We start from the raw sequence: 13482 nt of genomic DNA, 5'->3' as shown, positions 1-13482 counted from the left end.
ACCCACCGCCATGTCAGGATTACTGTCCGGTCAATTCGCCATCATCACCGGCGCCGCCTCGGCTAACGGCTTGGGCAAAGCCAGCGCACGGTTGTTCGCCGAGCACGGCGCCACCGTGGCCATTTTGGACCTGGATTTAACCGCGGCACAAGGCGCGGCCGCCGACCTGGGTCCCGGGCACATTGGGCTGGCGTGCGATGTCACCGATCGTGACGCCTGCCAGCGCGCGGTCGATCAGCTGTTGGCCCAATGGGGGCAAATTGATGTGCTGATCAATAACGCAGGCATCACCCAGCCGTTGAAACTGATGGACATACAAGGCGCGAACTACGACGCCGTGCTGGACGTAAATCTGCGTGGCACGCTGTATATGACCCAGGCCGTGACGCCGCACCTACGCCGGCGCCAGCGAGGGTCCATCGTCAATATTTCATCAGTTTCGGCTCAGCGCGGCGGCGGTATTTTCGGCGGCCCACACTACTCCGCCGCCAAAGCCGGCATCTTGGGCTTAACCAAGGCGTCAGCGCGCGAACTGGCCGTCGACGGCATCCGCGTCAATGCGGTCTGCCCCGGGTTCATCGCAACCGACATCACGGCAGGCAAACTGACCGACGATATGCTGGTCGGGATTAAGGCCGGAATTCCGCTGGGACGCCCGGGACGCGCGGATGAAGTCGCCGGGTGCTGTTTGTTTTTGGCATCGTCGTTGGCGTCGTACGTGACCGGCTCCGAGGTCGACGTTAACGGCGGCTCGTTGATTCACTGATGGACAGTCAAACCCTCGCGAATGCGATTCGTATGCTGTCGATCGATGCCATCGTCAAGGCCGGCGAAGGCCATCAGGGCGTGCCACTGGGCATGGCCGACATTGCCACCGCGCTGTACCGGGATCATCTAAAGTTCAACCCCGCCGATCCGACCTGGCCGGATCGCGACCGGGTCGTGCTGTCCAACGGACACGGCTCGATGTTGCTGTATTCGCTGTTGTATTTAACGGGCTATACCCAGGTTTCACTGGACGCAATCCAAGGGTTTCGCGAACTGGGCTCGATCTGTGCCGGCCACCCCGAGTACGAACCCGAAGCGGGCATCGAAGTGACCACGGGACCGCTTGGCCAGGGCATTGCCAACGCCATGGGCATGGCGGTCGCCGAGGCCCACCAGAGGGCGCGCTTTGGCGACGCCATGGTCAACCACTACACCTATGCCTTTGTCGGCGACGGCTGCCTGCAAGAAGGCATCGGCCAGGAAACCATCTCGCTGGCCGGGCACCTGAAACTGGGTCGCCTGATTTTTCTGTGGGATGACAACAAAATCACCGACGACGGCAGCACGCAACTGTCGATCAGCGAAGACGTGGCCGCGCGATTCCGAGTCGCCGGGTGGCATGTGTGCGAAGTCGACGGCCACGATAGCGCCGCGGTATCCGTCGCCATCGCCGCCGCCAAACAGGACCCAAGGCCATCGCTGATTGCCTGCGCCACCGTCATCGGCCGCGGCTTGCCGCGTGTCCAAGGCCTGCGCGCCGGGCACAGCGCGCGCCTATTTAGTGACGACGCCGCGGCTGCCCGAGCCCTATTAGGGTGGCCGCATCCGGCCTTTGAAATCCCATCCGAGGTCTTATCGGTGTGGCGCACCTTTGCCGACCAAAGCCGGCCGGCGTACCGGGCGTGGCAGGCCGCGCATGCGGCGTTGCTCAGCAGCCAACGTCGCCAATGGGACCGCCAACAAAGCGCTACGCTGCCCGATGGACTGGTCGCGTGCTTGAACGATTACAAGCGCCGCGCGCTGTCCAGCAATGCCCCCATTGCCGGCATCATAGCGTCGGCCGAAATCAATGATTTGCTCGGGCCCTGGTTGCCAGAGCGACTGGTCGGGTGTGCCGATCTGGAGGCGCCGACCTCGCACAAACGCGGCCTGACGGCGTTTACACCCGACATGCCCGACGGCGGGTACCTGCATTGCGGCATTCGCGAACACGCCATGGCGGCAATGGCCAACGGCATGGCGGCACACGGTGGCGTGATACCGCTGGCGGTAACCTACCTGGCGTTCTCGGACTACGAACGGGCCTCAATTCGCATGGCGGCGCTGATGGGGCTAGCGGTGAAATATGTGTTCAGCCACGACTCGATTGGCGTCGGGCGCAACGGTCCGACCCACCAACCGGTTGAATTTTTGGCGTCGTTTCGGGCCATGCCGAACCTGTACCTAATGCGCCCCGCTGACGCCGTCGAGGCGGCGGAGTGCTGGGAAATTGCGCTGGGTATTGATGACGCACCCTGTGCCTTGGTGTTCGCCAAGCAAGACCTGGTGCGGGTGCGCGCACCAGGGCTCAGCGGCAACCCGTGCGCGCACGGTGGCTATGTATTACAGCCCGCCCAATCCGGGCCGCGCCAAGTGACGCTGCTGGCGACCGGGTCGGAAGTGGCGATTGCCTGCGACGCACGCGCGCGGCTGGAAGCCCTCGGCATCGCCACCGCCGTCGTGTCATTGCCGTGCTGGGAACTGTTTGCCGAGCAAACCGAGGCCTATCGCCAAGACGTACTGGGCAGCGGGCATTTGCGCGTCGGGGTCGAAGCCGCGGTGCGCTTTGGCTGGGATCAGTGGTTATCACCGAGCGATCTCTTTATCGGCATGCACGGCTATGGATTATCCGGGCCAGCGGAGCAGTTATACGAACATTTTGGGATCAGCGCCGAGGCCATCGTCAGCGCGGTCCAACAGCGACTGGGGCAATAAATCGGTCAAAAATCGCTACTCAATCGGGTCATAAGTAACGATACTCGCCCTTTGCAGTTGACCCGCTAAGGACCTCCATGGACGCCCAGTTACTGGCGATCTTTCAAAAGACCTTCGAGATCGTGTTTGCGCTGTTCGCTGTGGTCGCGGTCGGCTATGTGTATGGCCGTTATCGCAGCACCGACATGTCGGTCTCGAACAAGATCAACACCGACGTATTTTTGCCCGCGCTGATTTTCGGCGTGATGTCGTCCCAGGCCTTTGACATCACCGCTTACCTGGACCTGGCGGTTGCCGTTACGGTCATTGTGTTGGGCTCCGGGCTGTTGGCCTGGCCGCTGTGCCGAGTGCTCGGCGTCCAGGTCAAAACCTTTGTCCCGCCGATGATGTTTAACAACTGTGGCAACCTGGGTTTGCCGCTGTTGGTGCTGGCGTTTGGCGAGACCGCACTGCCCGCCGCGGTGATGCTGTTCGTCGTCAGTAACACCATTCACTTCACGCTTGGGGCTTACATGGTTGGGGCGGATAAAAACCCGTTCAAGCTGCTGACCCAACCCATGATCGCGGCGACTTTCCTGGGCATTGCCTGGAGTTTACTGGACTTGCCGATGGCCAAGACCCTGTCCATTTCGCTGGAAATGCTGGGGCAGGTGTCGATCCCGCTGCTGCTGTTTGCATTGGGTGTGCGCATGAATGATGTCGATTTTTCGCAGTGGAAAATCGGCCTATGGAGCGCTCTGATTGGCCCCGGGACCGGCTTGCTGATGGCGATTCCAGTGGTCTACTGGCTGGACCTGTCGGCCGTCAACACCGCCTATGTGTGGTTGTTTGCGTCACTGCCGCCGGCGGTGCTGAATTACATTGTCGCCGAACGCCAAAACCAACAGCCGGAACTGGTGGCGCCGATCGTCTTGATCGGCAACATCGGCGGCCTAGTGATTATCCCGGCGACCTTGTTTTTTGTGCTTTAGAACCACTGACTAAACGGCCAATAAACGAGGCTATCACCGTCGGCCACGGCGGTGTCCGGAGCAATTTCCGCCAGCCCCGTGGCCCATGCCATCGGCGTGATCGACCCGCTGTCTTGATTGGCATGGACACGCAGGCCATCGCCGTCCCAGCGCACCCTCAGGAAACGCCTGCGCTGGGCCGCCGTTGTCGTAAACTTGGCGCGCACCGGCAAGCGCACATCGCCATGTTGTTGGCCGCGCAGGGCCTGGATCGCCGGCCACACAAACAGCAAACTGGTGACCAATGCACTGGCCGGATTACCCGGCACGCAGCACACCGGCGTGGTGCCAATCTGGCCAAAGGCAAATGGCTTTCCGGGCTTCATGCGAACCCGATACGACTCGATCTGGCCAAGCGCTTGGATGGCTGGACGAACCCAGTCGTAGTCACCGGCACTGACGCCGCCCACGGTCACCACCAAATCGCACCGTGCCGAGAGCTCGGACAAGGCCGACACCATTGCCTGGTAATCGTCGGCGATGTGGTGGTGTTCGGCCTGAACGCCCCACCCGGCCAATAACGCCATCAGCGAGACCGCGTTGGAGCTGTGAATCTGGCCGCTTTCCAGCGCGCTTCCGGGCGGGCGGACCTCGTCACCGGTAGTGATCAGTGCGACCTTGAGGGCGGACTGAACGGCCACGTCCGCGTGCCCCCCAGCCGCCAACAAACCTAGCTCGACCGGGCCTAGGGCCTGGCCGGCGCTGACCAGGCGTTGACCGATTTGAATGTCGTCGCCAACCGGACGGATCCAGGCCTGGGTGCTGGGATCCAACAGCACACCGCCCTCGTGAGCGCGCAGGTTTTCCTGGGGAACCACCACGTCTGCGCCGTCGGGTACCGGAGCACCGGTAAAAATACGCGCGCACTGACCGGCGTCCAGGTGGGTCTGCGCCGAACCCGCCGGCACTTCAAAGGCAACCGGCAAGGGGCCAGGCAAATCGGCCGCACGACAGGCATAGCCGTCCATCACGGCGCGCCGAAACGGCGGGTTAGCGACCCGCGCATCGACATCCAACGCGGCAATTTGGCCGGCGGCCTCGGCCAAGGCCAAGCGCCGACCAACCAAATCAGCCGGGGTTATGGCCGCCAGTAAGCGCGCACGGGCCTCAGCTACGTCGAGCATCGCCACGCAGCAGCAAGTTGACGAAGTTGCAGGGCTTGTGGGTGCTATCCAGTTGCTCGCGCAGGATGCGCTCAAACGCCAAACGGCATGCGCCGCCGGAGCCAGGCAAGCACGCAATAAAGGTGTTGTTTGACAGCCCCGCCATGGCCCGCGACTGGACCGTGGAGCTGCCGATGTCTTGGTAGCTGAGCTGGCGGAATAGCTCGCCAAAGCCCTCGATTTCGGTGTCCAAAATCGGCCGTATCGCCTCGACGGTGCCGTCGCGGCCGCTAAATCCCGTACCACCGGTAATCAGTATCACCTGCGGGTCGGCGTCCGCGGCCCAGCGGCACACCTGAGCGCGAATGTGGTAAGGATCGTCGGGTAGCAACTCGCGAAACATGACCCGATGGCCCATGCTTTCTAGGGCGTCATGCAGGTATTGACCGCTGGTATCGGTGCTCAAGTCGCGGCTATCGGAGGCCGTCAATACCGCACAATGTAATGCTTCACTCATGACCATGCCTCGATACTGGATTTGTCGTGCTCACTGGGACGCAGCCATTGACCCTGCTCTTTTTTCCACAGCGGCACAGATGACTTGAGGTGATCCATCAAAAACATCGCCCCCTGAAACGCGTCAACCCGGTGCGGCGCACTGACGCCGACCCAGACAATCGGGTCATTGGTTTGAAGCGGCCCAACCCGGTGTACCAAAACCGCGCCGTGCAACGAAAAACGCGTGATTGCTTGGCTGCGCAAGTCGTCCATCACAGCCTCGGTCATGCCCGGGTAATGTTCCAATTCGAGGGTGTCGGTTTGGCGCACGTAACCGGTAAAGGTGACCACCGCACCGACTGCTTCGTTGCCGGTCAGGGCCTGTTGCAAGGCGCCGGGATCGAACGGATCGCGCTGTACTTTGACCATGATCTAGCCCCCGGTCATCGGTGGCATCAAGGCCACTTCATCGCCACTGGACAGCGCTATATCCAAGTCACAAATGCGCTGATTGACGGCGACAATGGGTGTCTGGGCCACCAGCGCATCCAAAATTCCGAGCTGGGCCAGAGCCGCGCGCGGCGTCGCCGCCTCGACGGTGGTGCGGTCGGTACCGGCGACGTCACGAAACGCAGCCAGAAACACCAGGTTAACGGTCGGCATGGTAATCACCGCTTTTGCCACCGGTTTTCGACAGCAACCGCACGCCTTCGATGCGCATGGCCTTGTCGACCGCCTTGCACATGTCGTACAGCGTCAACGCCGCTACGCTGACCGCAGTCAAAGCTTCCATTTCGATACCGGTTTTGGCGTCGATTAGGCAGGTTGCTTGAATCCGCACGCGATCGTCCTGACAGGTCAATTCCACCTCGCAGCCATCCATCGGCAGGCCATGGCATAGCGGAATCAAATCCGGCGTGCGCTTAGCCGCCATGATCCCGGCCACGCGTGCCACCGCGAGCACGTCGCCTTTTGCGATATTTTGGGTTTGAATACGTTGAATCACATCCGGTCGCGTGATCAAGTAGCCCTCGGCCACAGCAACCCGACGGGTAATCGATTTTTCAGAGACATCGACCATTCGCGCGTTACCGGCCGCATCTGTGTGCGTAAATCCGTTCATTATCATAGTCTTCGAGGTTGGGAGCGAGTATTCTAGCGCGATCAAAAACAAAGGAGTAGCGGGTGGCCCAGTTACCCATCATTGTTTCCGTTGGCGGAATCAACGCAGCAGGACGCAGCGCCTTCCACAGCGACTTGATGCGCATGGTCTACCCCAGCCTGCCCGCGGCACAACAGTCCGGCGTCATTGACGAATTGCGCGCACTGACCGGACGCCCCGATGCCAGCGTCGACGCAATGCTGAACGACAGTCTGATTCGAGAAATCCATCCGGACTGGTACAACCCCAGCGCGCTGCATGCACGCCGGCGCAGCGACGACATGTGGGCCGATACGGATCGCAACAGCCCGGTTCGCAGCGCCGGTATGCTGCCAACGGGCTTTCGCCCGGCCGACCTTTACAAATCGCGCGCCCATCCGCGTGCGCTGCAAATGACGGTGTTCGCCGCCAGCGACATGATGGCCGCCAGCGGCCTGGACTGGCACAGCTTGCGCCAGCGCATCGCCCCGGACCAGGTCGCGGTTTACGCCGGCAACAGCATCGGCCAACTCGACAACCAAGGCTTTGGTGGCATGCTGCAAGCGGCATTGTTCGGTAAACGAGTGTCATCCAAGCAACTGCCGCTGGGGTATCCGCAAATGCCCGCGGACTTCGTCAACGCCTATGTGCTCGGAACCTTAGGTTCGACCGGTGCCGTTCAAGGGGCCTGTGCCAGCTTCCTTTACAACCTAGCCAATGCCTGCCACGCCATCCAAACCGGCCAGGCCCGTATCGCCGTGGTCGGCGGGGCCGATGCCCCGATCGTGCCGGAAGTGGTCGAAGGCTTCCGCGCCATGAGCGCGCTGGCGGACGAAGCCGGGTTGCGAGCGATCGATAACCTAAGCGCGGAACAAAGGGTTAACTGGCGCCAAGCCAGCCGCCCCTTTGGCAACAACTGCGGTTTCACGATCGCCGAGGGCGCTCAGTTCATGCTGTTAATGGACGACGAATTAGCGGCCGAAACTGGCGCCCGCGTGATGGGCAGCGTGCCCGGCCTGTTCGTCAACGCCGACGGCCCCAAACGCAGCATTTCAGCCCCCGGCGCCGGCAACTATTTGACCATGGCCAAGGCTGCCGGTTTGGCCCGTACGCTATTTGGCGACACCGACATGCGCCGCATGTTTGTGCACGCGCACGGCACCAGTACGCCACAAAACCGAGTCACCGAATCTCACGTACTAAGCCAGGTTGCCCAAGCCATGGGCGCGCACTGGCCGGTCACTGCGATCAAGGCCTTTATCGGCCACTCGCAAGGCACCGCGGGCGGCGATCAAATGGCCAACGCACTGGGCACCTTTGCCAGCGGCTGGCTGCCGGGCATCCAAACCACCGCGGCGCTGGCCGACGACGTCCACACCGCGGGCTTGGATTTCGTGATGCACGATCGCCAACTCGACCTGCCGCCGGGCTGCTTTTTGAACGCCAAAGGGTTTGGCGGTAATAACGCGACCGCGTTAGTCGCCGGCCCCGACGTGACCCGTGCGATGATGGCCAAACGCCACGACATGACCGCGTGGGAACACCGCAACGAATCGGTACTGACTGCCAGCGATGACTATCGCGTGCGCAGTGCGCGCGCCGACTTCAACGTCCAATACCATTTCGGCGAGGACGTCATCGACGGCAACGATATTCAAATCAGCAGTGGCGCATTGAAAGTGCCGGGCTGGGATCGAGGGGTCGACCTGAACATTCCGCATCCCTTCCCGGACCTGAAACTCTAAAGGTACTTAGACAGCACCCAGGCATCTTCACGGCTGCCGTGTCCGGGGTAATAACCCGGGCGAACGCCGATACGCTCGAAGCCGGCATCGCGATACAACCGCCGCGCCGGCTTGTTTGAAGGCCGCACTTCCAAAATAATCCGTGACGCCCCCAGCTGCTCGCAACGGGCCTCGGCGTGGGCGACTAATTGGCGCCCAAAGCCCTGACCTTGCAGAGTCGGATGGACGCATACGTTTAGCAAATGCGCTTCGTCCAGCACGCATTGGATAAACAGGTGCCCGCGAATCACCCCTTCCAATTCGGCGACCCAGGCGTCGTAACGCATTTTGATGCAGCCGCGAATCACGTTCATCGACCAGGGGTGGCTGTACGCCGCGGCCTCAACCTCGGCCACCATCGGCAAATCCGCGTCGGTCATCGGCCGCAGGTTCAAACCGAACCCGACAACCGCTGAACCAGCGCCCACAGGGCTTGCTTAGCCGAACCGGATTCCCACAGTGTTTGCAGGCCTGGCGCCTCGAACAGCGCCATTTCGGTCGGGACCGCCGGCGCCACCAATGCGGACAGATCCGACAGCAGCAAGCAACGTTTGACCCCACGGCCGCGCTCGCGCATCAGACGCCCCTGGACCATGGCGCGCACATCGTATTGGGTCTGGTCTGGCAAATTGATCGCCATCACGTCACGCGGTGCTTCGCCGTCCGGCAAATGCCCCAACAGATCCTTGAGGAAGCCGGCGCTGACGTGCTCCAGCAAGCCATTGGACCAACTGGGTAGCTGTGCCATCACCAACAACTCGCCGCGCTGCATGCAGGCAAAAAAGACTGGTTCAACACGGTCACTCGGCGCAGGTTCAGACTCGGTGTCTTCAGCGGGCTCCCGCGACTTAGCAACCACTGGCTCGGGCTTGGGAATAACAATCGCGGCGCGTTCAGGTTCACGAGCAGCGAGCGGTGCAGCCGGCGCTGCTTTGGCAATCGGCTTGCCAACGGGCTGGCTAATCGGCTCGGCTACACGCTCCCGCAACACCCAAGGCGTGATACCCATGTGCTCCAGCGCCGCACGAGCAATGGCAGGATCGCGCCCGCCCTGACCGATTCCCGGTGCGATCAAACGCCGCTGGCCTGCGGATGCTGGCGCAGCTGGGGTCGCATCATTTGGTTCAAGGCGTGCAAGTAGGCCTTGGCGCTGGCAACGACAATATCGGTGTCCGCACCGACGCCATTAACGATGCGCCCTGCGCGCTCCAGACGGACCGTGACTTCACCTTGGGACTCGGTGCCCGAAGTGATCGCGTTGACGTTATAAAGTTTTTGCTCGCAGCCGGACTGGGCAATTTTCTCAATCGCCTTGAACACCGCATCTACGGGGCCGTCGCCCTGGGCACTGGAATCGACACCCTCGCCCTGAACATCCAGCGACACCGCGGCATTGGGGTTGGTGCCTAACTGGCTGGTCACGTTCAAGTTGGTCAAGGTGAACATGGCCGCCCCGTCCATACTTTCATTACCCGAAACCAACGCAACCAAGTCTTCGTCGAAAATGTCGTGTTTTTTGTCCGCCAATGCTTTGAAGCGCACAAAGGCATCGCCAAAGTCATTGTCGTCACCCGGCTCAATCCCCAGCTCTTCCAAACGGCTCTTGAAGGCAGCACGCCCCGAGTGCTTGCCGAGCACCATCCGGTTAGCCGACCAACCGACGTCCTCGGCGGCCATAATTTCATAGGTCTCGCGGTGCTTGAGCACGCCATCCTGGTGAATGCCCGCTTCGTGCGCAAAGGCATTGGCACCGACGATGGCTTTGTTGGGCTGGACCGCGAACCCGGTGATGCTGGATACCAAACGGCTCGCCGGAACGATTTGGGTGGTATCAATACGCGTATCCAAGGCCATCAAGTCTTTGCGCACGCGCATCGCCATGACGATTTCTTCGAGGCTGGCATTGCCCGCGCGCTCGCCCAAGCCGTTGATGGTGCACTCGACCTGACGGGCACCCTGTTGAACCGCGGCCAACGAGTTGGCGACGGCCAAACCCAGGTCGTTGTGGCAGTGGACGCTGAAAATCGCGCGATCCGAGTTGGCGGTGCGCGCCATGACGTCGCCCACCAGGGCACCGAATTCATGCGGCAAGGCATAGCCGACCGTGTCGGGGATATTGATCGTTCCGGCACCGGCGGCAATCACGGCCTCAAAAATTCGGCATAAAAAGTCTGGGTCCGAGCGACCCGCGTCTTCGGCACTGAATTCAACGTCATCGCAGTATTGACGGGCCTTCTTAACGGCGGCCACAGCCTGTTCAACAACCTGGTCCGGCTCCATCTTGAGCTTGTACTTCATATGGATCGGGCTGGTCGCGATAAAGGTGTGAATACGCTTACGCGCCGCCGGCTCCAGCGCCTCAGCCGCCGCTTCAATGTCTTTGTCGTGGGCACGTGCCAACGAACAGACCGTGCTCTCTTTAACCACACTGGCGACCGCGCGGACTGCCTCGAAGTCGCCTTTGCTGGCGATTGCAAAGCCGGCTTCCATAACATCAACACCGAGACGCTCGAGGGTCTTGCCGATGCGCACTTTTTCATCGCGGCTCATAGACGCGCCCGGCGACTGCTCGCCATCACGCATGGTGGTGTCAAAGATCACCAAATTGTTTGTTGTCATCATTATTCCTTTGGGCGGACGCGCCAGCCCTATCTTAAAGAGTTGCTACGAAATTAGTCAGACCTGTTGGGTAAAAAATAATATGCCCCTCAGGGCAGTCGTAGCAGGGCGCGTAGCGAGCACACACAGGTCAACGCAGCCAGAAGGCCGGTCAGCGAGAACGCTGTGGGAGTGTGTGAGTTCATACTTGAAACATAGCGGCGTTTGCACGCGCTGACAAGCGTCAAAAATAACGCATACAAAAACGCCCGCAAATGCAGGCGCTCTCGTTACAAACTGAGCAGTCAGACCTTAGGCAGGTTCAACGTTCTCGGCTTGAGGACCTTTCTGGCCAGTACCTTCAGTGAAAGTCACAGGCTGACCTTCTTGAAGGGTGCGGAATCCGCTACCAGAAATGTTGCTGAAGTGAACAAACAGGTCAGCGCCGCCATCACGTTGGATGAAGCCGTAGCCTTTACTTTCGTTGAACCACTTAACGGTTCCGTTTTGCTTCTCGGACATTGCTCGAGTATACCTTTTCTGACTTTTAAAAAACCGGTCGTGACCTAGTGCCGACGCCGGACGGTACAGAAGAGTGCAAAACGGTGACCAAATCCATTGCTGGAAAAACTCGACGTTTATTCGCCTCTATACCTAAGTAGGAGCCTATAGAGGAATTTACGCCACTACAAGCTCCGAGTGCTAAATAATTTAGTCGCGCGACGGACGCTTCTTCGGTGCGCGGGCCGGGTCAAAGCCCGAGTCGTTAGACTTGCGGTGCTTAAAGCCGGACTTGCTGCGTTCTTTGTCGCCGCGGTAGCCGCCTTTGTCGCCGTGCGGACGATCGCCACGGGGCTTGTCACCGTAAGGACGGTCGCCGCGGGGCTTGTCGCTGCGCGGCGGACGCTTTTGCTCGGGCACTTCGCTGACGTCGATCGGATTGATGACGATGCTCTGACCGCGAATTTTCAAACGCTTCAGATGGCTCAACAGGTTGTCAGGCATACCGACCGGCATCTGTACGACCGAGAAATCGTCAAACAGCTGGATACGACCAATGGAGGCCTTATCAATGTCCGCTTCGTTGACCAGGGCGCCGACGATGTCACCCGGACGCACGCTGTGCTGGTAGCCGACCGAAATCCGGTAGAAACCCATGCCCGAGTCGTCATGTACGCGACGCTCACGCTGTTTTTCGTGCCATTCGGTGCGCTCTGAAAACGGTGCCGGACGGTCACCGCGATCACGCGGCGCACGCTCTTGACGTTCAGCGCGTTCTGGGCGCTCGTCCGTCAGCAACAATTTGTCTTTTTGACCCAGGCACGCCAACGCGGCTGCCAGGTCGAGTAATTCAACGCCCGATTCTTCCAGGTAGTCCGTGACCATTTGCTGGAAAAAGCTCAGCTTGGGGTGTTCCAGCGCTTCACCGATCTGGCTCTTGAAGTCGTTAATACGCTTTTCGCTGACCTGATCGCGGGTCGGAATGTCCATCGCCTGAATGCGGGTCTTGGTCAAGTTCTCGATCGAACGCAACAAACGACGCTCGCGCGGCGCGACGAACAAGATCGCCTTGCCCGAACGGCCGGCTCGACCGGTACGCCCAATACGGTGGACGTAGGCTTCGGGATCGATCGGAATGTCGTAGTTGATCACGTGGGTGATACGCGGTACGTCAATACCACGCGCTGCGACGTCAGTGGCCACCAAAATATCGATAGTGCCGCTTTTCAACTCACCAATGGTCTGCTCACGCAGCTTCTGGGTCATATCGCCGTTAATCGCTTTGGCGCTGTAACCACGGGCTTCAAGCTTCTGGGCCATTTCGATGGTCTGGTTTTTGGTGCGAACAAACATCACCAGGCCGTCAAAGGTTTCCACTTCCAGGATGCGGGTCAGGGCGTCCAATTTGTTAACGCCCGACACCAGCCAGTAGGCCTGGTCGATTTTGTCGACCACGCTGGACTGCGCCTGAATGGAGATTTCTTTGGGGTTGGTCAGGTACTGCTCTGCCAAGCGACGGATCGGACGCGGCATGGTGGCCGAGAACAACGCAACCTGACGCTCTTTCGGTGCGTGCTCCAAAATCCAGGTGACGTCATCAATAAAGCCCATGCGCAGCATTTCGTCCGCTTCGTCCAAGATCACTTCGCGCAGGTTGTCCAACTTTAAGGTGCCGCGGCGCAGGTGATCCATGACTCGGCCCGGCGTACCGACCACGACTTGAACGCCACGGCGCAATCCACGCAGCTGGCCGCTCATGGGCTGGCCACCGTAGATCGGCAACACGTGAAAACCACGCATGCCTTGGCTGTAAGTTTGGAAGGCTTCGGCGACCTGAATTGCCAACTCACGCGTCGGCGTCAATACCAACACTTGGGTGTCGCTGGAATTGGGATCAATCAACGCCAATGCAGGCAAAGCGAACGCGGCGGTTTTGCCGGTTCCGGTTTGGGCGGTGCCCAACAGGTCTTCGCCGGCCAGCAAAAGCGGGATACTGGCGGCCTGAATGGCCGAGGGCTTTTCGTAGCCAATGCGCGTTAAATTTTCAAGAATAGCGGTCGGCAACGCCAAGTCGGCGAAGGTAATTTCGGTAGTCATAGAATGCC

At 60.4% G+C, this 13482-nt stretch carries 14 protein-coding genes; 4 read left to right on the top strand and 10 right to left on the bottom strand.

Annotated features, from left to right (window positions below):
- The first annotated feature begins 10 nt into the window (after positions 1-10).
- The 3 genes from GH975_RS02610 (at position 11) to GH975_RS02600 (ending at position 3713) form a co-directional block, all read left to right on the top strand.
- Positions 11-766, top strand: a complete 756-nt coding sequence (locus GH975_RS02610) for an SDR family NAD(P)-dependent oxidoreductase (RefSeq protein WP_153713021.1) — start codon at positions 11-13, stop codon at positions 764-766.
- Entirely contained in the window at positions 766-2742 is a 1977-nt protein-coding gene (locus GH975_RS02605; RefSeq protein ID WP_153713020.1) for a transketolase family protein, read from the top strand. Before GH975_RS02610 ends, GH975_RS02605 begins: the two co-directional genes overlap by 1 nt.
- A gap of 77 nt (positions 2743-2819) precedes the next feature.
- Positions 2820-3713 carry an AEC family transporter gene (locus tag GH975_RS02600; RefSeq protein ID WP_153713019.1) on the top strand — a complete coding sequence of 298 codons (894 nt, stop codon included), beginning with the start codon at positions 2820-2822 and terminating at the stop codon, positions 3711-3713.
- Here GH975_RS02600 and GH975_RS02595 read toward each other — a convergent pair.
- The 5 genes from GH975_RS02595 to moaC are packed head-to-tail and all read right to left on the bottom strand — an operon-like array spanning position 3710 to position 6476.
- Entirely contained in the window at positions 3710-4876 is a 1167-nt protein-coding gene (locus GH975_RS02595; RefSeq protein ID WP_153713018.1) for a molybdopterin molybdotransferase MoeA, read from the bottom strand. The genes GH975_RS02600 and GH975_RS02595 overlap by 4 nt on opposite strands.
- Complete coding sequence (gene moaB / locus GH975_RS02590; protein WP_211365828.1) at positions 4860-5372, bottom strand: molybdenum cofactor biosynthesis protein B; 513 nt, start codon at positions 5370-5372, stop codon at positions 4860-4862. The genes GH975_RS02595 and moaB overlap by 17 nt, the downstream gene beginning before the upstream one ends.
- Positions 5369-5782, bottom strand: coding sequence for a molybdenum cofactor biosynthesis protein MoaE (locus GH975_RS02585; protein ID WP_153713016.1), 414 nt, complete (start codon positions 5780-5782; stop codon positions 5369-5371). Before GH975_RS02585 ends, moaB begins: the two co-directional genes overlap by 4 nt.
- 3 nt (positions 5783-5785) lie before the next feature.
- A complete protein-coding gene (locus GH975_RS02580) occupies positions 5786-6016 on the bottom strand; it encodes a MoaD/ThiS family protein (RefSeq protein ID WP_153713015.1) in 231 nt (76 codons plus the stop codon).
- The gene (gene moaC, locus GH975_RS02575; RefSeq protein WP_153713014.1) at positions 6003-6476 is read right to left on the bottom strand and encodes a cyclic pyranopterin monophosphate synthase MoaC; all 474 of its coding nucleotides are present in this window, start codon (positions 6474-6476) and stop codon (positions 6003-6005) included. The genes GH975_RS02580 and moaC overlap by 14 nt, the downstream gene beginning before the upstream one ends.
- A gap of 62 nt (positions 6477-6538) precedes the next feature.
- Here moaC and GH975_RS02570 point away from each other — a divergent pair, with 62 nt between their 5' ends.
- Complete coding sequence (locus GH975_RS02570; RefSeq protein WP_153713013.1) at positions 6539-8239, top strand: beta-ketoacyl synthase; 1701 nt, start codon at positions 6539-6541, stop codon at positions 8237-8239.
- On the opposite strand, the gene rimI is transcribed toward GH975_RS02570, so the two are convergent.
- The 5 genes from rimI to GH975_RS02545 form a co-directional block, all read right to left on the bottom strand.
- Positions 8236-8706 (bottom strand): ribosomal protein S18-alanine N-acetyltransferase, encoded by a 471-nt coding sequence (rimI, locus tag GH975_RS02565; protein WP_153713012.1) that lies wholly within the window; start codon positions 8704-8706, stop codon positions 8236-8238. The genes GH975_RS02570 and rimI overlap by 4 nt on opposite strands.
- Complete coding sequence (locus GH975_RS02560) at positions 8670-9353, bottom strand: hypothetical protein (RefSeq protein ID WP_153713011.1); 684 nt, start codon at positions 9351-9353, stop codon at positions 8670-8672. Before GH975_RS02560 ends, rimI begins: the two co-directional genes overlap by 37 nt.
- Positions 9350-10897: a 2-isopropylmalate synthase gene (locus GH975_RS02555; protein ID WP_211365827.1), complete on the bottom strand. Its 1548-nt coding sequence runs from the start codon at positions 10895-10897 to the stop codon at positions 9350-9352. The genes GH975_RS02560 and GH975_RS02555 overlap by 4 nt, the downstream gene beginning before the upstream one ends.
- A gap of 291 nt (positions 10898-11188) precedes the next feature.
- Positions 11189-11398, bottom strand: coding sequence for a cold-shock protein (locus GH975_RS02550; RefSeq protein ID WP_153713009.1), 210 nt, complete (start codon positions 11396-11398; stop codon positions 11189-11191).
- A 189-nt stretch (positions 11399-11587) separates the two neighbouring features.
- Positions 11588-13474, bottom strand: a complete 1887-nt coding sequence (locus GH975_RS02545; RefSeq protein ID WP_153713008.1) for a DEAD/DEAH box helicase — start codon at positions 13472-13474, stop codon at positions 11588-11590.
- Positions 13475-13482: the final 8 nt, after the last annotated feature.

The sequence above is a fragment of the Litorivicinus lipolyticus genome, assembly GCF_009650135.1.
In the GTDB taxonomy this organism is placed as follows: Bacteria; Pseudomonadota; Gammaproteobacteria; order Pseudomonadales; family Litorivicinaceae; genus Litorivicinus; species Litorivicinus lipolyticus.
The sequence above is the reverse complement of the archived record's forward strand: the minus strand, read 5'-3'. Positions and strand labels throughout refer to the sequence as shown.